This is a genomic window from Paraburkholderia sp. FT54 (genome assembly GCF_031585635.1).
Classification (GTDB): Bacteria; Pseudomonadota; Gammaproteobacteria; order Burkholderiales; family Burkholderiaceae; genus Paraburkholderia.
In genome coordinates this window covers 4,021,837-4,044,406 of sequence record NZ_CP134195.1, presented here as the reverse complement: position 1 = coordinate 4,044,406, position 22,570 = coordinate 4,021,837, and the positions used below count along the sequence as shown (strand labels likewise).

The window sequence follows — 22,570 nt, the reverse complement described above, 5'->3', positions numbered from 1 at the left end:
AAAATCGAGGTTCACAACGACAGTATTAAGCACGCCGCAAAAAACCAAAGCTACGGGATGACTAATGACTTCAATCGTATCGGCATTCTCGCCGGCGCAAATCGCTGCGCTGACGACCACACAGATCGGGGCTCTTTCAACTTCTGACATCGCGGCTCTTTCATCGAGCCAGGCACCCGCATTGACGACGGCGCAGATCGCCGCGATGTCGACCTCCGATATCGTGAGCCTGAGTTCGGCCGCGCTGTCGGTGTTGTCCTCGTCGCAGATCGGCGCACTGTCGACCTCGGATATCGCTGCGCTCAAGACGAGCCAGCTGAGCGCGCTGTCAACCGCGCAAATCCAGGGGTTGTCGACCACTCAGGTCGCTGCATTGACTTACGTGCAGATGGCCGCGCTGACGGCGACGCAACTCGGTGCGCTGTCCAGCGTGCAAGTGGGTGCACTGTCGACCGGACAGATCGCGTCGCTGTCGGTGACCGACGTCGCGTCGCTGAGCGCATCGCAATTGGGCGCATTTTCGACGGGCGACATCGCGGCGCTGAAGACGGCGCAGGTCGCCGCGTTGACGGTCACGCAGATCGGCGCACTGTCGACGGCGCAGGTTGGCGCATTGACGGGTACCCAGGTCGCGGCACTGACGACTACCCAAGTGGCTTCGCTCAGCACTGTGCAGGTCGGCGCGTTGTCGACGGCCGACATCGCCGCATTGAAGACGACCCAGGTGGCGTCGCTCACGTCGGCGCAGATCGGCGCGTTGTCGACGGCGCAGATCGGCGCGCTGACGGTCACCCAGGTGGGTGCGCTGACGACGTCGCAAGTGGTCTCGCTGTCGACGGCGCAGGTCGCCGGTTTGTCGACCGGACAGGTCGCCGCGCTGACGAACGCCAACGTTGCTGCGTTGAGCGTCAGCGAATTGGGCGCGCTGTCGACGGGCGATATCGCGGCATTGAGGACGACCCAGGTCGCCGCGCTGACAACCACCCAGGTCGGCGCCTTGTCGACGGCACAAGTCGGCGCCTTGACCGCAGCCCAGGTCGCATCCCTGACGACTGCGCAGGTTGGCGCGTTGAGCACGGTGCAGGTCGGCGCGCTGTCGACCACCCAGGTCGCCTCGCTGACGACGACCGATGTGGCGGCACTGAGCGCATCGCAACTCGGCGCGTTGTCGACGGGCGACGTCGCCGCGTTGAAGACGACGCAAGTGGCGGCGCTGACGACTACGCAGATCGGCGCACTGTCGACGGTACAGGTTGGCGCGTTGACCTCGACGCAAGTCGCATCCCTGACGACCTCGCAGGTCGGCGCACTGAGCACGGTGCAGGTCGGCGCATTGTCGACGGGTGATATCGCATCGCTGAAGACGACGCAGGTGGCGGCGCTGACGACCGCGCAGGTCGGCGCGCTGTCGACGGTACAGGTGGGTGCATTGACGGCGACTCAGGTCGGCGCTCTGACGGCCACGCAGGTTGGTGCACTGAGCACGACGCAGGTTGGCGCACTGTCGACCGCGCAGGTCGCGTCGCTGACGACGAGCGACGTAGCAGCATTGAGCGCATCGCAACTGGGCGCGTTGTCGACGGGTGACATCGCCGCGCTGAAGACGGCGCAAGTGGCGGCGCTGACGACTACGCAGATCGGCGCACTGTCGACGGTACAGGTCGGCGCGTTGACCTCGGCGCAAGTGGCAACACTGACGACCGCGCAAGTCGGCGCACTGAGCACTGTGCAAGTCGGCGCATTGTCGACGGGCGAAGTGGCGGCACTGAAGACGACGCAAGTGGCGGCACTGACGGCGGCGCAAGTCGGCGCGCTGTCGACGGTACAGGTTGGCGCATTGACCACGATCCAGGTCGCGGCACTGACGACCACGCAAGTGGGCGCGCTGAGCACGACGCAAGTGGGCGCGCTGTCGGGCACGCAGATCGCATCGCTGACGACGAGCGACGTAGCAGCATTGAGCGCGTCGCAACTGGGCGCGTTGTCGACGGGTGACATCGCGGCACTGAAGACGACGCAAGTGGCGGCACTGACCACCACCCAGGTTGGCGCATTGTCGACGGTGCAGGTTGGCGCATTGACGGCCACCCAGGTCGCATCGCTGACGACCTCGCAAGTCGGTGCGCTCAGCACCGCGCAGGTTGGCGCGCTGTCGACCGCTCAGGTCGCGTCGTTGACGGCAACGGATGTGGCGGCACTGAGCGCATCGCAACTGGGCGCGTTGTCGACGGGTGACATCGCGGCACTGAAGACGACGCAAGTGGCGGCGCTGACGTCGACGCAGATCGGCGCGTTGTCGACGGCCCAGGTCGGCGCGTTGACGTCCACCCAGGTCGCGACACTGTCGACCGGCCAGGTCGGCGCGCTGAGCACGGCACAGGTCGGCGCGTTGTCGACGGGCGATATCGCGGCACTGAAGACGACCCAGGTGGCGTCGCTCACGTCGGCGCAGATCGGCGCGCTGTCGACGGTGCAGATTGGTGCTTTGACCTCGTCGCAGGTCGCGGCACTGACGACGGCACAGGTCGGCGCACTGAGCACGGCGCAAGTCGCCGGATTGTCGACCGGTCAGGTCGCGGCGCTGACGAACGCGAACGTCGCGACGTTGAGCACGGCTGAAGTGGGCGCGCTGTCGACGGGCGATATCGCGGCATTGAGGACGACCCAGGTCGCCGCGCTGACAACCACCCAGGTCGGCGCCTTGTCGACGGCACAAGTCGGCGCCTTGACCGCAGCCCAGGTCGCATCCCTGACGACTGCGCAGGTTGGCGCGTTGAGCACGGTGCAGGTCGGCGCGCTGTCGACCACCCAGGTCGCCTCGCTGACGACGACCGATGTGGCGGCACTGAGCGCATCGCAACTCGGCGCGTTGTCGACGGGCGACGTCGCCGCGTTGAAGACGACGCAAGTGGCGGCGCTGACGACTACGCAGATCGGCGCACTGTCGACGGTACAGGTTGGCGCGTTGACCTCGACGCAAGTCGCATCCCTGACGACCTCGCAGGTCGGCGCACTGAGCACGGTGCAGGTCGGCGCATTGTCGACGGGTGATATCGCATCGCTGAAGACGACGCAGGTGGTAGCACTGACATCGGCACAGGTTGGCGCGTTGTCGACAGTGCAGGTTGGCGCATTGACGACGTCCCAGGTCGCATCCCTGACGACTGCGCAGGTTGGCGCATTGAGCACGGTGCAAGTCGGCGCGCTGTCGACCACCCAGGTCGCGTCGCTGACGACGACCGATGTGGCCGCACTGAGCGCGTCGCAACTGGGCGCACTGTCGACAGGCGACATCGCCGCGTTGAAGACGACGCAAGTGGCGGCACTGACCACCACCCAGGTTGGCGCATTGTCGACGGTACAGGTTGGCGCATTGACGGCCACCCAGGTCGCAGCACTGACGACCACGCAGGTTGGGGCGCTGAGCACGACTCAGGTGGGCGCATTGTCGACCACCCAGGTCGCGTCGCTGACGACGGCGGATGTCGCAACGTTGAGCGCATCGCAACTCGGCGCGCTCTCGACGGGTGACATCGCCGCGCTGAAGACGACGCAAGTGGCAGCACTGACCACCACGCAGATCGGCGCATTGTCGACGGCGCAGGTGGCCGGGTTGACCTCGACGCAGATCGCGGCACTGACGACCGGCCAGGTCAGCGCGCTGAGCACAGTGCAAGTCGGCGCGTTGTCGACGGGCGAGGTGGCGGCGCTGAAGACGACGCAAGTGGCGGCGCTGACGGCGGCGCAAGTCGGCGCGCTGTCGACGGTGCAAGTGGGCGCATTGTCGACCACCCAGGTCGCGGCACTGACGACCACGCAAGTGGGCGCGCTGAGCACGACGCAAGTGGGTGCGTTGTCGACCACCCAGGTCGCGTCGTTGACGACGACCGACGTGGCGGCACTGAGTTCGTCGCAAATTGGCGCGCTGTCGACGGGCGACATCGCGGCACTCAAGACGAGCCAGGTCGCCGCGCTGACAACGGTCCAGGTATCCGTTCTGTCGACGACGCAAGTGGCGGCGCTGGCGTATGCCCAAGTGGCATCGCTGACCACCACCCAGGTCTCGGGCGGGTTCTCGACGGCGCAAATCGCCGCGTTGTCGACCGGTCAGATCGCTTCGCTGACGAACAGCGACGTGGCAGCGCTGAGCGTGACACAACTCGGTTCGCTGTCGACGGGCGACATCGCTGCGTTGAAGACGACGCAGGTTGCAGCGTTGACGACCACGCAGGTCGGCGCGCTGTCCACGACCCAGATCGCTGCGTTGACGACCACGCAGGTGACCGCGTTGTCGAATACGCAGGTTGCGGCGCTGTCGACGACTCAGGTGTCGTATCTGAACATCTGAGGTCGGGCGGTCGCTGGCTCGATCGGATAGCGGCTAACGGCGGTCAGGTTCGCCGTGACCGGTCGGGTCAGCAGACGCAGTGCAAGAAGCTCAGCTGGACATCCGGGCGGCATTGTCATGCCGCCCGTCGTTTCACCATTTTTCAATCATGTCGGAGCGCTTCTCGTTGGGGACGCCCCCGTTTGACGACGGGAGCGATTCGATATACTCGCCGAAACCAAGCCTTCGACCGTTGACCGGACGGTTGCGAGTCAGCACGATCAGCAAGACCGGTGGAACGGACGGGCGACAGAGCGGCGCATCGCGGCTGCGGCTGCGCGGATTGACTGCGCGCCTCGGGCTCGCGAGCTAACATTTTCTTCTAGTGACCGGTAGCAGGCCGGGCTGGGCATGGCCACTGAAAGCAACCTGACCGACGTACTGATTCACCAGATTCATAACGGGCAGACTGCGAGCGCTTTGACGCAGCTCAACAGCCTACTCGACCAGCAACCGAATCATCCTGCGCTGCTGACGCTCAAGGCGGAAGCGTTGCGGCTGTCCGGCCAGAACGCCGGCGCGATCGAAACTTACCGCCGGGCCGGCGCGGTGGGCGGCGGCGCGCGTAACTGGCTCGTCGCGGGCTTGATGCTGGGCAGTGAGCGCCGCATCGACGAGGCGCTCTCGTGCCTGACCTTCGCCGTCGCCGAAGAGCCGGGCAACGATGAAATCCTGAATGCGATGGTGACCACGCTGTTCAATGCAAACCGCTATCGCGAGGGCGTGCCGTTTGCGCGTCGTTTGCTCGTGAGTAGCGTGAACACGCATTACCTGTCGAATGCCGCGCTATTGCTGCAAAGCAATGAGTTGTATGAAGAGGCGGCCAACGTATTCAAGAAGATCGTGGGGCCGAGCGGCACGGAGCCGCCCGTTCTCGGCGCGGCACTGGTGCCGGCGCGCTTTACGTGCGAGTGGGACTGGATCGAGTCGCTACAGCTGCGGATCAGCGAACACTATGCGCAAGGGCAGTACGGCGCGACCCAGGAATATCCGCTGACACACCTGACCTGGTGTGCGAATGAGCTATACAACCTGGAGGTTACCCGGGCCTACGCTGCGCGGATGCTGCCCTCGGTCGATCCGCTCGTCACCGCGTCACGCGCGAAAGCCGCAGGGGCACGGATTCGCGTCGGATACCTTTCGTCGGACTTCTGCAATCACGCGACCATGCATCTGATGGCGGGTCTGTTCGAGTGTCACGATCGCTCGCGATTCGAGGTGTTTGCCTACGATTCCAGTCCGCCGGATGCGTCGGTCTACCGGCAGCGTTTTCTGGCTGCGGTCGAGCATCACGTCGACATCACCGCCATGAGCGATGCGGATGCCGCCGCGCGCATGGTCAGCGACGAGTTGGACATTCTGTTCGATCTGAAGGGGCACACGGGCTGGGGACGGCTCGGGATCATGGCGTGCCGGCCCGCGCCGTTGCAGGCGGCTTATCTCGGCTTTCCCGGCAGCTCGGCGGTCCCGTTTATCGACTACATCGTGTCCGACAGGTTCGTGACGCCCGATAGCAGCGCCGCGTTCTATTCGGAGAAGTTTTGCCGGCTGCCGCACTCGTACCAGTGCAACGACCGCAAGCGTCCGGTTGCCGGCGATTCAGGTTCGCGTGCCGCTCACGGGCTGCCCATGGACGCTGTTGTATTTTGCGCGTTCAACCAGTCCTACAAGATCGACCGAACCAGCTTCAGTGTCTGGATGCAGGTGCTCCACGAGGTGCCGGACAGCGTGCTGTGGCTGCTGAATCAGGGAGAAAGCGCGGAGCGTAACCTGCGCCTGCAGGCAGAACTGGCAGGGGTGGACCCGAAGCGTCTGTTTTTCTCGGGGTTCGCGGCGCCTGCCCAGCATATCGCCCGTCTGCAACTCGCGGATGCGGCGCTCGACACGCTCGTCTGTAACGGCCACACGACCACCTCCGATGCACTGTGGGCCGGCGTTCCGGTGATCACCGCACGCGGCTGGCACTTCGCGTCGCGCGTGAGCGAAAGCCTGCTGAATGCGGTAAATCTGCCGGAACTGGTTGGCACCGACACGGATGACATGGTGCGGATCGCGGTGCGCTTCGGGCGCGATGCCGAGTACCGTCGCGCGCTACGCGCCGAATTGGCGGCAAATCGAGTCACTGCTCCGCTCTTTGATACCGAACGCTTTACGCGAAACTTCGAGAATGCGATCAGCATGATGGTCGAGGCAAGCCGTCTGGAAGGGCCGCTTATGCATCTCGACGTTCCGGAGTCGAACGGCTGATGGCTTGAACGCGGCCGGTTCGCCTTGCCGTTGACTGCCTCATCATCCCCGAATGTCACTGTCGGTCTCGCGCATTGCGCGAAACCGGATGGAAGGTATCTTTATGAAAATCAATTTGGGCTGCGGAAGTGATTACAGGCAAGGCTGGTTGAATGTCGATCAGTGGCCGGACGCGCGCCCCGACCTGGTGATGAACCTGGAGGAAATGCCCTGGAAACTCGACGACAACTGCGCCGACGAGATTCTGCTCAAGCACGTTCTTGAACACGTCGGGCAGAGCGGCAGTACCTTTCTCGCGATCATTCAGGAGCTCTATCGTGTCTGCAAACCGGACGCGATCATTCATATCGAAGTACCTCATCCGCGGCACAAAGATTTTCTCTCGGATCCAACGCACGTTCGCCCGATTCTGCCGGAGCTTTTCCAGTGTCTGGATCTCGCCACGGTGGAGCTTTGGCAAGAACATCACTTGCCGGGCACGCCGCTCGCGAAGTACCTGAAGGTGGATTTCGAGTGCACTCGCGCTCAATACCACCTGAGCCCGCACTGGCAACAGGAACGCGCAGCAGGCCGCATCGACGATGCCGCCCTCCTGCACGCAATCGAAAGCTATAACAACGTGGTGGAGTGGATCGAAATCGGACTGCGCGTGCGCAAGCCGTTCCGCCCGGGGCACGCGCTTCGCGCGGTGGACGCGATCTGCATCGAACGTCATAGCGGCATGGGCGATGTGCTAATGGCGCTGGGCGCTGCAAAAGCGTTGAAGGCGATTTCGGATCGTCCTGTTGCAATGGTCACGTCGCCGTCGTTTCGCGCTCTGGCGCAAGCGTGCCCGCACGTCGATCTCGTCGTCGACGATGTCGCCGAAGTGGGCCAGCAGTACGCGAACGTCAAACACGTCAACCTGAATCCCGCTGGTTTTGGTCTTTCGCGTTTGCATCAGGTCGATGCTTATCTGCAGGCTTTCGGCGTTTCGGCGGAGGCTGCGCTCAAGGATGTCGAACTGACACTCGATGCTTCGGCAACGGCCGATGCGCAGAGGCTGATCGACTCCTGGCCCAGCCGCGCGCCACGGCAAGTGCGTACGCTACTTCACGTTGGACAGGGCGATCCTAATCGCACGTGGCCCGTGCAACGCTGGGCCGAGCTGGCACAAACGCTGATCGGCCAGGGCCATCAGGTGGTGCTGATTGGTAGCGGCGACAAGCTGCGCGATCCCAGCGCGATGACGGAGGTGCCGGGCGTGCTCAGCGCGGTAAATGCGTTGAGCGCCGAAGGAACCGTGGCATTGATGCGGCAATCGGACGTGCTGGTTTCCGCGGATAGCGGCCCGGTCCAACTGGCCGCTGCGAGCGACATCGGCATTGTCGTGATGTTTTCCGCTGTCGCCGGTTCATGTCGGCTGCCATTTCGACATGGGGAAGCGCAGTGGCGTGCGGAAGAGGTCAAACCGTCTTGCGGCTTCTATCCCTGCTATCGGCAGATGCAGGACCCGGCTGTCATCGCGCCTTTCCATGTGGCACTACAGAACCAGACGTTGAGCGTCGGGAAGCTGTTTTCGGACTGGTGTCCGGACGGCGGCTCGTTTGCATGCATGACGCAGCAGATCACGGTTCCGATGGTCGTCGAGGCGCTCACGCGCGTTGCGTTGAAGGGTCATTCATCGGATGAGGATGAAAAACCACAACGAAAGCAACGCGTCAGGCAGGCAAAAAAATCACTGGCTCAGCTTTGAATGCCGCCGTGAATAACCAAAATAAATAACCATCCCGATCAGCAGCCAAACGACAAACGCAACCCAGGTCACCGCCTGAAGATTGACCATCAAGAACAGACAGGCGGCGACAGCCAGCACAGGCACAACCGGCACTCCGGGACACCGGAACGCCCGCGGCAAATCCGGATGCGTTTTCCGCAAGACCAGCACCGCAATCGACACCATCGAAAACGCGGCCAACGTACCGATATTGATCAGCTCAGCCAACACATTCAACGGCACCAGCGCCCCAATCAACCCGAAGAAAATCCCCACCAGCCAGGTAGTAAAAAACGGTGTAGCAAACCTCGGATGCACCCGCGACAGCCTTGCCGGCAACAACCCATCCCGCGACATCGCGAAAATCACCCGCGTCTGCCCATAAGCCATCACCAGAATCACCGTCAACATGCCCAGCACGGCGCCGAGGTCGATAAAGCCCGCCACCCACTTCTGCCCCGCCACCTGCAACGCATACGACACCGGATGCGAAATATTCGCGAACTGCGCCGACGGCACGATACCGGTCACCACGGCAGCCACAGCCACATACAACACCGCGCAAACGCCCAGCGACGCAATGATCCCGATCGGCAAATCGCGCTTCGGATCCTTCACCTCTTCCGCCGCAGAAGACACTGAATCGAATCCGATGAACGCAAAGAACATCACCGCCGCCGCACCGAACACGCCGTTCCAGCCGTTCGGCATGAACGGATGCCAGTTGGCCGGCGTCACGTGAAATACGCCCACGCCGATCACCAGCAACACCACGACGACCTTGATCGCCACCATGATGTTGTTGATCCGCGCCGACTCGCGCACGCCGACCGACAACAGCGCGGTGATCGCCATCATCACAAGGAAGGCGGGCAGGTTAAAGAGCGTGTCATGACCGGGCAGTGCGCCCGGCGCCGCCGTCAGCGCAAACGGCAAGGACACGCCGAAGCCCGACAGCAAAGACTGCAGATAACCCGACCAGCCCACCGACACCGCCGAGGTGGCGAGCCCGTACTCGAGCATCAAGTCCCAGCCGATGATCCACGCCGCCAATTCGCCGAGCGTCGCATACGAATAGGTGTAAATCGACCCGGCCACCGGAATCGTCGAGGCGAATTCCGCGTAGGCGAGCGCGGCGAAGCCGCAGGCGATCGCCGCGATCAGGAACGAGATCATCAGCGCCGGGCCGGCCTGCACGGCGCCCGTGCCGGTCAGCACGAAAATGCCGGTGCCGATGATGGCGCCGACACCGAGGAAGGTCAGATCGAGCGCGCCGAGCGCTTTCTTCAGGCCGGCGTTCTGAGCACTCGCGGCGATCATGTGCTCGACGCTCTTTTTGCGAAACAGGGACATTGGCGGGAGTCTCCAGTAGTGCACGCGTGTTGCGCGCCGAATGTCGGGAAACCCGCAATTTTAACGGATGCCTGCCCTTGCACCATTTTGGGATATGCTTTTTAGTGCCAATACGGAGGGCCGAAAATCACCGGCAGAAACGATTTGGGTGGTATTTTCGTCCGCCGGGCAGACAATCGCCGCAAAACTTTTCGCCTGGTATACGGCCAAGAGGCGGGGATCGCTCCGCTGCAAACTCGCAAACGGACGCGTTCTTTCCATGAACACCGTACGGCACCGGCAGCGGCTAGACGTCAGCCCGCCATCGCCGGATTCAGATCGATGAGCCGGTTGCTCATCACATAGAACGTCAGTTCGGCGTTGTTGCGCAGCTTCATTTTCTCGAGCAGCCGCGTGCGGTACACACTGACCGTTTTCACCGACAGCGAGAGCGCCACGGCGATATCCGTCAGCCGCTTGCCCGACGCGAGCATGCACATCGTCTGATATTCGCGGTCGGAGAGCTTTTCGTGCGGCAACTGTTCGCCGTCGAAGGAAACGTAGTCGGCAAGCGCCTCGGCCATCGCCGGGCTCACGTATTTGCGGCCCGCCGCGACCTGCTTGATCGCGCTGATCATCTGGGCGGCGTCGACGGTTTTCGACAGGTAGCCGGCGGCGCCCGCCTTCAGGGCGCGCACGGCGTACTGGTCCTCGCGGTACATCGAGAACATCAGCACGGCCACGCGCGGCGCCTTGCGCTTCAGACGTTTCAGCACTTCGACGCCGTTCATGTCGGGCAGCGAAATGTCGAGCAGCACCACGTCGTAGCTGTGACGGGCAGCGGCGTCGAGCGCTTCGGCGCCGCTTTGCGCTTCGGTGACTTCGCCTGCCACGCCGCGGTCGAGCAGCAACTGGCGGACGCCCTGGCGAACCACCGCGTGGTCGTCGGCGAGCAGAATGCGCAGACTCATGACGGCGTGCTCACGATTGCAGCGCGTGCCGAGCGGCGCGCGGCGGGTGCGCCAGCATCGCGTCCCAGGCAAAACGCGCGCGCACGAGGGTGCCGCACGACGCTTTGCCGCTCTCACCACGCTCCGAGTCGGCCCGCCGGGCGCTCACGCGCAGCGTGCCGTCGAAAGCGGCGCAGCGCGCCTGCATGCCGTTCAGGCCAAAGTGGCCAAGGCGGCTGCGGGCGTTACGCGCGATACCGACACCGTCGTCGCTGATGATCAGCGTGAGATGGCGGCGGCTGGTTTCGATGCGCACGTCGGCGGATTCGGCGCGCGCGTGCTTGGCTATGTTGTTCAGTGCTTCCTGCGCGACGCGGAACACGGCCAGCGCGGCGTCGGCGGGCAGGCGCGTGAGGCGCACGTCGGCGGCGCACACGAAGCTGGTGCGCAGCCGGGTGCGCGCGGCAAAGTCGCCGGTCCAGTGAGCCAGTGTCCCGACAATGCCCGCCTCGAGCGACGGCGCATGAATTTCCGCGACAGCCTGACGGCTGGCCTCGCACACGGCGTCGAGCGAACGGTTCGCCACGGCGAGCGCGGCGGCACACTGCGGCGGCGCGTCGGCGGGCAGCCAGGTTTCGACGCCGGCGAGCGCGAAACGCGTCGCGGTCAGTTCGGCTCCCACGCCGTCGTGCAACTCGCGCGCCACATGGCGGCAAGCGGCTTCCTGCGCCTGAACGAGGTCAGCCGAGAGTTCGCGCACCCGGGCGCGCAGCCGCGCGAGTTCCCGCTCGGCTGGCGAAGCCAGCGCAGCGGGCGCGAACGCGCCGGACGCGTCGAATTCGCCACGTGCCGGTGACGAAGGAAGAGGGGCGGTGAACGGGACGACAGTCGGCGTATCCATGACTTTCCCTCTCAGGAAGCGCTGTGGACAGCGAAGCGGATGCGCATCAGCGGCGCGAAGACGAAAGAACGCATGCGGGTCTCTGGCCTCCAGGTGCAGACCGCCGCGCCTAGGACCTAGGACGCAACGGGCGAATCGCTACAATACGACGTAACGAAATTTACATTCAGTAACATGGCGGACGGGCCATGACAGGCGTGTCAATTCGACTGATGATGCGCCGCGATCATATCTCATTAAAAGAAAAAATGCAGTCCCACCAAGGGTTAGCGCCTGCATTTCACGCAATGGTTGATGATTTGCAACAGAAAGTCTGTAGGAAGAATGCTGACGCTGAGTGTCAGCCCAACGACGCCGATTTGTAACTGAGCAAAAAAAAAGGAGCCCGGAGGCTCCTTTTGCTGATTTCGCGGCGCGGACCGCGAAGATCGCGACCCGACTCAGCCCACGAAAGCTTTTTCGACCACGTAGTGACCGGGCGCATTGTTGCTGCCTTCCTGGAAGCCCGCGTCGTCGAGCAGCTTGCGCGTGTCGCGCAGCATGTGCGGGCTGCCGCAGAGCATGATGCGGTCGTTTTCGAGCGAGAAGCCCGGCACGCCGAGGTCGGCGAACAGCTTTTCCGTTTCGATCAGTTCAGTGATACGGCCGCGGTTCTGGAATGCTTCGCGGGTGACCGTCGGGTAGTACAGCAGCTTCTCCTGAACCAGCTCGCCCAGATGCTCGTGCGCCGGCAGGTGATCCGTGATGTATTCCTTGTACGCCAGCTCGTCGACGAAACGGCAGGTGTGCGTGAGCACGACGCGCTCGTAGCGCTCGTAAATGTCCGGATCTTTAATGATCGACATGAACGGCGCGAGGCCCGTGCCGGTGGACAGCAGCCACAGGGTCTTGCCCGGCAGCAGGTTGTCGGCCATCAGCGTGCCGACCGGCTTCTTGCCGATCAGGACTTCGTCGCCGACCTTCAGATGCTGCAAACGTGACGTGAGCGGGCCGTCCTGCACCTTGATGCTCAGGAACTCGAGGTGTTCTTCGTAGTTCGCGCTCGCGAGGCTGTAGGCGCGGATCAGCGGCTTGCCGTCGACTTCGAGGCCCACCATCGTGAACTGGCCGTTTTCGAAACGGAACGACGGATCGCGCGTGCAGGTGAAGCTGAAAAGCGTATCGGTCCAGTGGTGGACGCTCAGGACGGTTTGTGAATTCAGGTTGCTCATGGCTTCTTGGATAGTGCGAAATCAAAGGCGGCCAGTCGTTTTGAGCCGGCCGGCACGGCAAGGGCGATGCTGCGCTAACCCAGATGGGAATCACGCGCAATCCGCTATTTTACCGCGCCCGCGGCCTGAGGGCTGCGGCGCGGAGGTTGAGCGTGGTCAAGCGGGTTACCGGACCTGGAAGCGTTGGCGCCGGCTGTCTTTGCGATCGGCGCCGCGGAATACGTTGGCGTGGTGCGGCTACGCGCTTCAGCAGGGGGGCGGCGATGGGCGAAACGCCGCGCAGGGCGGCTGCCATCGGTTGTCCGGCATGCGCCGCGTAGGCGCGCCGCTCGGGCAACGTTTCAGGATCATACCGAAACCCGCCGTGCGCTGCAGCATTGACCCTGCTGATAAAACTGGCAAAAGCGCGACGAACGGTGAGGAAATGGATCGTGATGGGAGGTGTAGTGTGTGCGTGACGGCGTTTCTATCAGCCTCGGTCCGGCCGTTATCTTTTTGGTACACAAAGACGCATGAGCACCGGATGATTATGCCTGGAGCGTGGTTGGAGTAAGGCTTGAGCCGCTTTCCGTTCTGATTACTCCGAGATATGCGAACGTGCGGCAAAGCGGCGACAAGCCGAACCGTCGCCCGTCACGCCGTATCGATCAGCCGCGCCGCGTGAATCAGCCAATCACGTCGGCGCCGCGACTCGCTTTTTCCCGCGCTGCTTGAGCACGCGAGCCTGCATCACAATCACCAGCAGCAGGAACACGCCCCGAATCACGGACTGCCAGTACGCCGACAAGCTGATAAATCCGAGCCCGTTCTCGAAGTTCAGCAGGTTGAACACCAGACCAAGCAACAACACGCCGGCAATCGTCATCGCGATCGAGCCTTCGCCGCCCGTGAGCAGCGTGCCGCCGAGCACGACCGCCGAAATCGCGAACAGCTCCCAGCCGACGCCTTCGTTGGGTTGTCCCGCGCCGAACTGCGCGGCGAGGATCACGCCGGCCATGCCCGCGAGCAGGCCGCTCACCGCATAGGCCAGCACCAGCGTGCGGTCGACGTTCAGGCCCATCAGCCGCGCGGCTTCCTCGCTGCCGCCGATCGCCAGCGAATGCCGGCCAAAGCGCGTGCTACGCAGCGCAAGCCAGCCGGCCACCGCCGCCACGACGGCGACGATCCCCGGAATCGGGAGTCCGAACAGATCGCCTTGACCGAAATTGCCGAAGTTCGATTCGGCGGCGATCGACACCGCATCGTTCTTGCCGAGCAGCAGCGCGACGCCGTGCGCGCCGAGGCTCGTCGCGAGCGTGACGATGAACGGCAGGATTTTCAGGCGCGTGATGATCAGCCCGTTCAGCACGCCGACCGCGAGTCCGGCAGCGCAGCCCGCCAGCACGGCGACCCAGCCGCCGTACACGCTGGTCAATGCGGCGACGACGCTCGCCAGCGCGGCCACCGTGCCCACCGACAGGTCGATGCCGCCCGTGATGATCACGAACGCCATGCCGACCGAGATGAGCGCGAACATCGAGTTGTAGCGCCAGAACGACGTGATGTTGTACGCCGAGCCGAAATGCTCGTAGCGCACGAGACCGAATACGACGAGCGCGGCCAGCGCGAGCAAGATAGGAAGATTCTTTTTCATCGCTTCGAGTCCGGGGTTTTCTCTGAGGCGTGTGATTTAGCGAGACTTAGCGCGAGCGCCGCTGCACATAAACCGCCGCGACGATGATGCCGGCCTTCACCACCAGCGCCGCCGCGTCGGGAATGCCGTGCGCGAGCAGCGTGTAGCGCAGCAACTGGATGATCAGCGCGCCGATCAGCGTGCCGCCGATATACGCCTTGCCGCCCGTCAGCGCCGTGCCGCCGACAGCGACCGCCGCGATCGCATCGAGCTCGACGCCGAGCCCGACCACGTTCGCATCCGAGGACGAATTCACCGAGATCGAGATCAGCCCCGCCAGTCCCGCGAGCGCGGCGCACAGCGTATAGGCGATCAGCTTCACGGTGGCCGTCGGCACGCCGCACAGATACGCAGCTTTTTCGTTGCCGCCGGTGATCAGCAGATATTGTCCGAACAGCGTCTTGCGCACGATCCAGACGAACATGGCGACCAGCGCCAGCATCAGCAGCACCTGGAAGGGCACGCCCGCGACCTTGCCGAGCGCGATCCATTGGAAGGCGGGCGTGTTGAACGCCTGCAAGCTGCCGTCCGTGACGACCTGCGCGATGCCGCGTCCGGCAATGAACAGCACCAGCGTCGCGACAATCGGCTGCACGGATAGCTTCGTCACCAGCAAGCCGTTGAAGACGCCGCATAGCGCAGCCGCCAGCACCGGCAGCACGAACGCGAGCGCGATCCCGCCGGGTCCGGCAATGTTCAGGAACAGCATCGGCGCCAGCGCACCGGAGATCGCCATCGACGCGCCCACCGACAGGTCGATGCCGCCCGTCGCCACCACCAGCGTCATGCCGATGCCGACGATCACGATCGTCACCACCTGCGTCATGTTGACGTTGAAAGTTTGCAGCGACCAGAAGTGCGGCGTGAAGATCAGATTGAAGAGCACCATCGCGAGCAGGACGATGACTTCGCGCTGCATGGCGAGATGGCGCCATTTGCGCACCGTCGTTGCCGGGGTGGCGGGCGGCGGCGCCGTCATCTGCTGGGCGGTTTCGCCGAGCCGCGGCTCGGTATGCAGCGATTCGGTGTGCAACTTAAGCGCCATGACGGTCGCCCTCCAACGCGTCTTCGATGTGTGCGGCGTTTGCCGTTTGCGCGGCTTCGGCCAGTTGCGAATGGCCGTCGCTGCCGTAGGCGATGGCGTCCATGATCGCGCTCTCGCTCATGTCGGCGCCGTTCAGTTCGGCGACCGTGCGGCCGTCGCGGATCACCACCGCGCGATCGGCCACCGCGGTCAGCTCTTCCAGTTCGGAGGCGGACAGCAGCACGGCGAGGCCCGCGTCGCGTAACTCGCGCACGATCTTCGCGACATCGGCTTTGGCGCCGACGTCGATGCCGCGTGTCGGTTCGTCGAGCAGCAAGAGCGAGGGTTCGGCCGCCAGCCAGCGCGCTAATAGAACCTTCTGTTGATTGCCGCCCGACAGTTCGCGGATCGGCTGATCGGCGGAACGCAGCTTGATGCCGAGCGACGCAATGAAGCGATCGACGATCGCCTGCTGCTTCTTCACATCGACCACGCCGTTCTTCGCCAGCGTGCGCAGACAGACGAGCGTGAGATTGTCGCGCACCGAGAGTTCGGGGACGATGCCCTCGGCCTTGCGGTCTTCGGTGAGATACGCAAGACCGCGTGCGATGGCGTCCTGCGGCGACTTCAGCGCCACCGCTTCGCCGTTGATCGAGAGCGCGCCTTGTTCCAGCGGATCGGCGCCGAACATCAGCCGCATGGTTTCCGTGCGGCCCGAGCCGAGCAGGCCCGCGAGACCGACTGCTTCGCCGGCGTGGACGTCGAGCGAGACGTCGCTCACCTTCGGGTGCGCGCTCGCATGCGTGACGGCAATCGCCTGCTTGCCGCGCCGCGCCAGGTTCGCTTCGCGTGCCGCGGTGTCTTCCTGTACGACGGCGGCGAGGGTGCGGCCGAGCATCGTCGTGACGAGCTGCAGTTTGTCCATGTCCGCCAGCGTGCTTTGCGCGACCGTCTGGCCGTCGCGCATCACGGTGACGCGGTCACACAGTGCGTAGAGTTCATCGAGCCGATGCGACACGAAGATCACCGCGCGGCCGTCGTCGCGCAGCTTGCGTACCACGGTGAAAAGCAGCTCCACTTCGCGTTCGTCGAGCGACGAGGTGGATTCGTCCATGATGACCATCTTCGCGTCGGACGACACCGCGCGCGCGAGCGCCACCATCTGCTGGATCGCGGTCGAATAGCGGCCGACCGGCTTCTTCACATCGATCTGCAAACCGAACGATTCGAGCAGCGCGGCAGCGCGTTGCTGCACCGCGCGCCAGTCGATCAGCCCGAAGCGGCGCGGCTCGCGGCCGAGGAAAATGTTCTCCGCCACCGAGCGGAACGGCACCAGATTGATCTCCTGATAGATCGTGCTGATGCCGGCTTCGCGCGCCTGCTTGGGCGTGCGGAAATCGACTTCGCGTCCTTCGAAGCGCACGCTGCCCGAGCCGCGCCGATACGCGCCGGTCAGGATCTTGATCATGGTCGATTTGCCCGCACCGTTCTGACCGATCAGCGCGTGCACTTCGCCGGCGGCGACGCTTAGATTGGCGGCGCGCAACGCGGGTACGCCGCCGAAGCTGATGCCGATGTCCTGCATCTCGAGCAGCGGCGAACGGGTAAGGGGAGAGTGTGGCGTCTCTTTGCCGGATTCCGTCACGGGTGTCCTCCTGATGCAGGTGCTGCTTGATTTGCCGCGTGCGCGCCAGGCGTTGCACGTGCGAGCCGGTGCGGCCCTTCGTTCGGGCTCTGCTGCGGGCGCTGTGGTCGAGCCATGTTACGCCGCATAAAAGCGAAGCGACGGTTCGTGCTGCCACGAACGCGTCGCTCCGAACCCTTCCCGTCGGCCGCCCCCCGAGGAGACAGATTCGGGGCGGGGACGTCCTGCGAGGCAATCCTCCGACTCCGATGTCTCAAGCACGACGCGCTTCGGGGCCGGGGACTTCCTTCTTCGGGGCGCCGCCCGAGCGCGTGAACGCTCCACTACGGCAAAGCGCTCGGACTTCAAAACCGCGCATACAGCGGCGCTTCGCCGTCAATAGCCGTACTGCATGTTCTGCTGCACGTTGCTCTTGTCGTAGAACTTGTCGGACACCTTGACCCACGTCGGGATCTTTTCGCCCTTCGCGTAACGCTGTGCGACGTCGCAGGCGAGCGGGCCGAAGAACGGGCTCGACTGCACGCTCGCGCCGAGTTCGCCGGCCGCGATTGCGTCCATGCCGCCCTTGGTGCCGTCGATCGTGACGATCTGGATGTCCTTGCCCGGCTGCTTGCCGGCGGCCTTGATCGCGGCGATCGCGCCGAGCGCCATTTCGTCGTTGTGCGCGTAGACGGCGGTCACGTCCGGATGCGCCTGCAACAGCGTTTCCATGACCTGGCGGCCCTTGTCGCGCGCGAAGTCGCCGCTTTGCGACGCGATGATCGTCATGCCCGGATTCTTCGCGATGATTTCGTCGAAGCCTTTCTTGCGATCGTTCGCGGCGGACGCGCCGGTGGTGCCTTCGAGTTCGATGATCTTCGCCTTGCCGCCCGTCGCCTTGACGAGCCAGTCAGCGGCGCGATGACCCTGGTCGATGAAGTCCGAGCCGATGAAAGTGATGTAGTCGCGGCCCGCCTTGGCGACCGATTGATCGACGTCGCGGTCGACCAGGATCACCGGAATGCCGGCCTTTTTGGCTTGCAGCACGACCGGCGCAAGCGGCTTTTCTTCACGCGGCGGGAATACCAGCAGATCGACGTGCTGCGCGATCATGTTCTGGATGTCCGATACCTGCTTGGAGTTCGAACTGTTGGCGTCGGTCATGACCAGCTGCCAGCCGCACTTCGCGGCGATGTCCTTGAAGCTCTTGGTTTCCGCCAGACGCCACGGATTGTTGCTTTCGGTCTGCGCGAAGCCGACCTTCAGCGGAGTCTTGCTGGCCAGCTTCGGCAGCGCGTCATCGGCGTGCGCGGTGGCGACGCCGAAACCGATTGCCAGAGCCAGCAGCGAACCCGCCAGCGGACGAATCTGCTGCTTGCGCACGTGACTGCGCGACTGCGTGTTGAGCGACGCCATGTCTTCCTCCAGTACCTGGTGAGGTAGGTGTATTTGCTTTTAATTTCTCTTGCCGGCTGGCGTTGATCCGCCCCACCGGACGTGCCGATTATTTCATCCAGAATTATTATCGGTCAATCACTAATAATATTAATTGCTGGCTTTTCTGCCTCGGTAATTACCCTGACCGAACCACGTTCGACGAGCGGACCGTCGAGCTTCACCATGCGATGCCGAACCGGCGCGCCGGCGGCCCGGTTATGTTCTTCCTGCAGCAAGGTTTCGACGGCCCAGCGGCCCAATTCGTAGTTCGGCAGCACGACCGTCGAGAGCGGCGGGTGCGTGTGGCGGGCGATTTCCTGGTCGTCGTAGCCGAGCACCGAGACGTCTTCGGGCACGCGCAGGCCGAGTTGCTTTAACGCTTCGATTGCGCCGATCGCGGTGAGGTCGTTGGCGCAGAAGATCGCGGTCGGCGGATTGGGCTCGCGCATTAGCGAGAGCGTCAGTTCGAAGCCGAGACCCGAACTCCAGTCGCCGTCGCGCACCATTTCCGGCGCGAAGGGCAGGTCGGCGGTCGCGAGCGCGGTGCGGTAGCCTTTGAGGCGGTCCTTGGAAGCATCCTGCCAGGGCTCGCCGTTGATATAACCGATCCGCCGATGGCCGGCCTGCAGCAGGCAGTCGGTCGCCAGGTGCCCGCCAGCGACCTCGGCCGGCACCACCGACGAAAACCCGCTTTCGCCCGTGTAGCAGTTCAGCAGCACGGTCGGCACCTGCGAGAGCGCCGCCGGCGGCGTCACCTTGCGCGTATAGACGGTCGCGTAGATCACGCCGAACACATGCGGATTCGACAGTGTGGTGTCCAGCACCTGCTTCTCGATGTCGGCGTTGCCGTGCGTCGAGTAGACCGCGAGCATCTTGCCGCTGGCGTAGGCCGCATCGCGCGCGCCGTCGATGTTCACGACCGGATGCGGACTGGTGGAAATCTCGTCGGCGAGATAGACGATCAGATTGCGTTCGTCGGCCGAGGCCGACACCGGCTCGCGCAGCGACAGCCGGTAGCCGAGGTCGTGCGCGGCTTTCAACACCTTGTTGCGGGTGCTCTCCGAGAACTTCGCGCCGGTTGCGTTGTTCAGCACCAGCGAGACAGTCGATTGCGACACGCCAGTGAGCTTGGCGATGTCGGTCATGGTCGGACGGCGTTGAGTCGATTTTTTCATTGTGCGGGCCGCGCTGCAGCGGCGCTAAAGCTGGGGCATGCCGTGGGCATCTCGATGGTGACGGTACCACTAATAATATGCGCGCGGCAACGCGCGATAACCCGTCATTTAGGAGGTTTTCATCGCTGTTTACACGACGCTGGCGCGCGAATTTATTACTAATAATATTGACGAATGCGCTTTGGCGTGCGATTCTCGGTCGCGCGGATTCTGACAATCCGCCGGCCGCGCGCTGTGCGCGGCTCGTCATAGGAGACAGCGATGCGCGTTCACGCCGCGATCCGCCCAAGGCACCGCCTTTTCTGACCATGCGCGACGTTTCCTTGAACCCGATCCGGCCGCTCGCGAACGGCCTCATGTGGCTCGACGACCCCGCGGTCGTGGCCACGGTCGTCACGCTCTCGGCCGGCGCGCTGCGTGCCGTGATCGCACCCGAAGTGGGCGGCGCGCTGGCGGCCTTCTACGAAACGACGCCCGACGGCGCGTTGCACTGGTTGCGGCCAGCCGCGGCGGCGGCCTTCGTTCAACGCGACCCGCTGCGCATGGCGAGCTTTCCGCTGTTTCCCTATTGCAACCGAATTCGCGACGCGCGTTTCGAATTCGACGGCCGCACGATTGATCTCGCCGGCAACGACGTGCGCTTCGCCCACGCCCTGCATGGGAATGCGTGGCGGCACCCGTGGCAAGTGGGGGCGCGCACGGAAAGCTCGGTGGAACTGCACTTCGAGCATGAACCGGATTCGCGCATACCAGGCGACTGGCCGTTTCGCTATCGCGCGCGGCAGCGTATCGAGTTGAGCGGCGGCGCGCTGTGCATCACGCTGTCCGCGCAAAACCTGGCCAATCGGCCGATGCCGTTCGGCATGGGACATCACCCGTACTATCCGCGTACCGCGCAGACGCGCGTGTACGCCGAGGTGAAAGCCATGTGGCACGCCGACGCCGATGTGTTGCCGACGCATCTCGGCCCGCATCCCGCTGTGAGTGCATTGCGCGAAGGCATGTCGCCGGACGCGTTCGATCTCGACAACAACTTTGCGAACTGGTCGCGCGAGGCGACCATTGCCTGGCCCGACGAACACCGTCGGCTGACGATGACAGCCGACGCGCCGTTCGATCACATGGTGGTGTTCGCACCGGCCAACGACGCGCAACTCTGCGTGGAACCAGTGACCAACACCACCAATTGCTTCAACGCGGTCGGCCTGCGTGAGCATGTAGGCGGCTGCGTGCTGCAGCCGGGCGAGGAGATTGCCGCGACGCTGAAATGGACGCCGCACAAGGATTGATGGGCGGCGCTCGCGTCTGAAGGACTGCCTCTATTCGACTCGCAGGCGCGCCATATACGGCAAGTGATCCGAGAGCCACGCGGTTTCCTGCGTCGGCTGGATCCACTCGATCGGCTTCATGCCGCGCACGAACATCTTGTCGAGCGCGAGTGCCGGTGAGAAAGCCGGAAAGGTGCGGCCGGCCTCGCCGAGCAGCGTGGCCACTTCCTGCAAGCCGTGCTCGCCGAACAGCGGCACGGAGTCGTTGCGCCAGTCGTTGAAGTCGCCGGCGAGCACCAGCGGACCTTCCGGCGCTTCCTTCGCGATCCAGTGCGCGATCCAGTTCATCTGACGCAAGCGGGCCGAACGTGTAAGCGCAAGGTGCGCACACAGCAGCGTGACAGAGTGACCACCGAAAGTGGCGCGCGCCACCAGCAAACCGCGTTTTTCGAAGCGATGCGCGGAGATGTCCCAGCGTCCGCCGAGATCGAGCGGATGCGGCGACAGGATCGCATTGCCGTGCCGCCACGACGGTTTGAAGACGTTGGGTCCGAGCGCGATTTCGAGTTCGAGCGCGCGCGCGATTTCAGTGGCCTGACAATGCCAGACGTCGCTTAATGGGTCGCTGAGCGGCGCGCCGAAACTGCTCGCCAGCACCGGCGACGGCATGCGCCGCGCCATCGCTTCCTGTAAAAAATAGGCGTCCGCGTGGGTCGATTGCACCCAGCGTTGCATGGCCTGCCAGGCCTGAAAGCCGAGCGGCGTGCGACCTTTATGCAGGTTCCAGCTCACCGCAACGAAATCCTTGGGCGCTACGCTCTCGCGGATCAATTCTTCAGGGTTTCGCATGCCGCGTTGTCCACGTGTTCTGGTTGGGGGCGTCGGTTAGTCGCGCGCTGTTTGCGTGTTCTCTTGCGTGGTCTTTGCATCAGTTCGATCAGTTTGCCGTGTTTGCGCTCTCCGCGAGACCTGCACGCACGCGGTAGACCAGGTTCGGGTCTTTGTCGACGATGGTCCAGCTGGCCCATTGCCCCGTCGCCACCTTCAGACCCGGATGGCTCGCGCTAACCTGGCGCGGTTGCGGCGGCAGCTTGCAGCCAGTGTCGGTTTGCCGTGCCGCGTTTTCCTCGAACGTTTCCTGCGCGTCGATCGACAGTGTGACGCCGCTCGCATCCGCCTGCAGCGGCGAGACAGTCAACGTGCGCGCCAGATCGATACTGCCGGCGGGCTGATCCTTGCAGCCGACGTTATGTTGCACCATCTTGTGATGCGTGTCCGTGCGCGCCTGGCCGACGGTGGTGGTGCCGTCGAATGCGTCGATTTGCTGGCCGTCACGCATGACCTGCAACTGCCATTGCACGACCTGCTGCGCCGGCCGTTGTTGTGAGCCTTGTTGTGCGCTTTGTTGTGCATTCGCAAGCAACGAGGTGCCGAGCAACAAAGCCGCGATACTGGTTTTCCACATAAAAGAAGTCTCCGGTCGCGGGACCCGCAGCGTAGTCAGAGGGCCATCTTACCCCTGATGGGCGCAACGCCTTTCTGACACGTCAAACGGGGCCGGGTTCAGCAACAATCCATTTCAGGTA

At 63.9% G+C, this 22,570-nt stretch carries 15 protein-coding genes; 4 read left to right on the top strand and 11 right to left on the bottom strand.

All coding sequences use genetic code 11. The features are described from left to right. Nucleotides 1-64 precede the first annotated feature (64 nt). From RI103_RS18515 to RI103_RS18505, 3 genes are all read left to right on the top strand, one after another. Nucleotides 65-4,348: a heme utilization protein gene (locus RI103_RS18515; RefSeq protein ID WP_310813348.1), complete on the top strand. Its 4,284-nt coding sequence runs from the start codon at nucleotides 65-67 to the stop codon at nucleotides 4,346-4,348. A gap of 390 nt (nucleotides 4,349-4,738) precedes the next feature. Next, entirely contained in the window at nucleotides 4,739-6,634 is a 1,896-nt protein-coding gene (locus RI103_RS18510; protein WP_310813347.1) for a hypothetical protein, read from the top strand. A gap of 103 nt (nucleotides 6,635-6,737) precedes the next feature. Beyond that, nucleotides 6,738-8,369, top strand: a complete 1,632-nt coding sequence (locus RI103_RS18505; protein WP_310813346.1) for a glycosyltransferase family 9 protein — start codon at nucleotides 6,738-6,740, stop codon at nucleotides 8,367-8,369. On the opposite strand, the gene RI103_RS18500 is transcribed toward RI103_RS18505, so the two are convergent. The 9 genes from RI103_RS18500 to RI103_RS18460 all read right to left on the bottom strand — a co-directional run bounded on the left by RI103_RS18500 (nucleotide 8,352) and on the right by RI103_RS18460 (nucleotide 19,686). Next, complete coding sequence (locus RI103_RS18500) at nucleotides 8,352-9,743, bottom strand: amino acid permease (RefSeq protein WP_310813345.1); 1,392 nt, start codon at nucleotides 9,741-9,743, stop codon at nucleotides 8,352-8,354. The two genes, RI103_RS18505 and RI103_RS18500, sit on opposite strands and share 18 nt — an antisense overlap. A 293-nt stretch (nucleotides 9,744-10,036) precedes the next feature. Next, nucleotides 10,037-10,693 carry a response regulator transcription factor RqpR gene (gene rqpR, locus RI103_RS18495; RefSeq protein ID WP_310813344.1) on the bottom strand — a complete coding sequence of 219 codons (657 nt, stop codon included), beginning with the start codon at nucleotides 10,691-10,693 and terminating at the stop codon, nucleotides 10,037-10,039. Between the two features lie 10 nt (nucleotides 10,694-10,703). Beyond that, nucleotides 10,704-11,573: an ATP-binding protein gene (locus RI103_RS18490; RefSeq protein WP_310813343.1), complete on the bottom strand. Its 870-nt coding sequence runs from the start codon at nucleotides 11,571-11,573 to the stop codon at nucleotides 10,704-10,706. Between the two features lie 440 nt (nucleotides 11,574-12,013). After that, on the bottom strand, nucleotides 12,014-12,784 hold the full coding sequence (locus RI103_RS18485; protein WP_310813342.1) for a ferredoxin--NADP reductase: 771 nt from the start codon (nucleotides 12,782-12,784) through the stop codon (nucleotides 12,014-12,016). Nucleotides 12,785-13,457: 673 nt separating this feature from the next. Next, complete coding sequence (locus RI103_RS18480) at nucleotides 13,458-14,417, bottom strand: ABC transporter permease (RefSeq protein WP_310813341.1); 960 nt, start codon at nucleotides 14,415-14,417, stop codon at nucleotides 13,458-13,460. 46 nt (nucleotides 14,418-14,463) lie between these two features. Next, entirely contained in the window at nucleotides 14,464-15,501 is a 1,038-nt protein-coding gene (locus RI103_RS18475) for an ABC transporter permease (protein WP_310813340.1), read from the bottom strand. Then, nucleotides 15,491-17,065 carry a sugar ABC transporter ATP-binding protein gene (locus tag RI103_RS18470; protein ID WP_310815275.1) on the bottom strand — a complete coding sequence of 525 codons (1,575 nt, stop codon included), beginning with the start codon at nucleotides 17,063-17,065 and terminating at the stop codon, nucleotides 15,491-15,493. Before RI103_RS18470 ends, RI103_RS18475 begins: the two co-directional genes overlap by 11 nt. Before the next feature lie 435 nt (nucleotides 17,066-17,500). Then, nucleotides 17,501-18,520: an ABC transporter substrate-binding protein gene (locus RI103_RS18465; protein WP_310813339.1), complete on the bottom strand. Its 1,020-nt coding sequence runs from the start codon at nucleotides 18,518-18,520 to the stop codon at nucleotides 17,501-17,503. Between the two features lie 113 nt (nucleotides 18,521-18,633). Further along, nucleotides 18,634-19,686, bottom strand: a complete 1,053-nt coding sequence (locus tag RI103_RS18460) for a LacI family DNA-binding transcriptional regulator (RefSeq protein ID WP_310815274.1) — start codon at nucleotides 19,684-19,686, stop codon at nucleotides 18,634-18,636. A gap of 338 nt (nucleotides 19,687-20,024) precedes the next feature. Between RI103_RS18460 and RI103_RS18455 the strand changes: the two genes are divergently transcribed. Next, nucleotides 20,025-21,005 (top strand): aldose 1-epimerase, encoded by a 981-nt coding sequence (locus tag RI103_RS18455; protein WP_310813338.1) that lies wholly within the window; start codon nucleotides 20,025-20,027, stop codon nucleotides 21,003-21,005. Between the two features lie 30 nt (nucleotides 21,006-21,035). On the opposite strand, the gene RI103_RS18450 is transcribed toward RI103_RS18455, so the two are convergent. Both RI103_RS18450 and RI103_RS18445 read right to left on the bottom strand, forming a co-directional pair. After that, nucleotides 21,036-21,833, bottom strand: coding sequence for an endonuclease/exonuclease/phosphatase family protein (locus tag RI103_RS18450; RefSeq protein WP_310813337.1), 798 nt, complete (start codon nucleotides 21,831-21,833; stop codon nucleotides 21,036-21,038). 88 nt (nucleotides 21,834-21,921) lie between these two features. Beyond that, complete coding sequence (locus tag RI103_RS18445) at nucleotides 21,922-22,449, bottom strand: hypothetical protein (RefSeq protein ID WP_310813336.1); 528 nt, start codon at nucleotides 22,447-22,449, stop codon at nucleotides 21,922-21,924. Nucleotides 22,450-22,570 lie beyond the last annotated feature (121 nt).

What these genes read in the sequence shown, in the direction of transcription:
- RI103_RS18515 (WP_310813348.1), top strand. Translation starts at nt 65, where the DNA reads ATGACTTCAATCGTATCGGCATTCTCGCCGGCGCAAATCGCTGCGCTG.
- RI103_RS18510 (WP_310813347.1), top strand. Translation starts at nt 4,739, where the DNA reads ATGGCCACTGAAAGCAACCTGACCGACGTACTGATTCACCAGATTCAT.
- RI103_RS18505 (WP_310813346.1), top strand. Translation starts at nt 6,738, where the DNA reads ATGAAAATCAATTTGGGCTGCGGAAGTGATTACAGGCAAGGCTGGTTG.
- RI103_RS18500 (WP_310813345.1), bottom strand. Translation starts at nt 9,743, where the DNA reads ATGTCCCTGTTTCGCAAAAAGAGCGTCGAGCACATGATCGCCGCGAGT.
- rqpR (WP_310813344.1), bottom strand. Translation starts at nt 10,693, where the DNA reads ATGAGTCTGCGCATTCTGCTCGCCGACGACCACGCGGTGGTTCGCCAG.
- RI103_RS18490 (WP_310813343.1), bottom strand. Translation starts at nt 11,573, where the DNA reads ATGGATACGCCGACTGTCGTCCCGTTCACCGCCCCTCTTCCTTCGTCA.
- RI103_RS18485 (WP_310813342.1), bottom strand. Translation starts at nt 12,784, where the DNA reads ATGAGCAACCTGAATTCACAAACCGTCCTGAGCGTCCACCACTGGACC.
- RI103_RS18480 (WP_310813341.1), bottom strand. Translation starts at nt 14,417, where the DNA reads ATGAAAAAGAATCTTCCTATCTTGCTCGCGCTGGCCGCGCTCGTCGTA.
- RI103_RS18475 (WP_310813340.1), bottom strand. Translation starts at nt 15,501, where the DNA reads ATGGCGCTTAAGTTGCACACCGAATCGCTGCATACCGAGCCGCGGCTC.
- RI103_RS18470 (WP_310815275.1), bottom strand. Translation starts at nt 17,065, where the DNA reads ATGCAGGACATCGGCATCAGCTTCGGCGGCGTACCCGCGTTGCGCGCC.
- RI103_RS18465 (WP_310813339.1), bottom strand. Translation starts at nt 18,520, where the DNA reads ATGGCGTCGCTCAACACGCAGTCGCGCAGTCACGTGCGCAAGCAGCAG.
- RI103_RS18460 (WP_310815274.1), bottom strand. Translation starts at nt 19,686, where the DNA reads ATGACCGACATCGCCAAGCTCACTGGCGTGTCGCAATCGACTGTCTCG.
- RI103_RS18455 (WP_310813338.1), top strand. Translation starts at nt 20,025, where the DNA reads ATGCGCGACGTTTCCTTGAACCCGATCCGGCCGCTCGCGAACGGCCTC.
- RI103_RS18450 (WP_310813337.1), bottom strand. Translation starts at nt 21,833, where the DNA reads ATGCGAAACCCTGAAGAATTGATCCGCGAGAGCGTAGCGCCCAAGGAT.
- RI103_RS18445 (WP_310813336.1), bottom strand. Translation starts at nt 22,449, where the DNA reads ATGTGGAAAACCAGTATCGCGGCTTTGTTGCTCGGCACCTCGTTGCTT.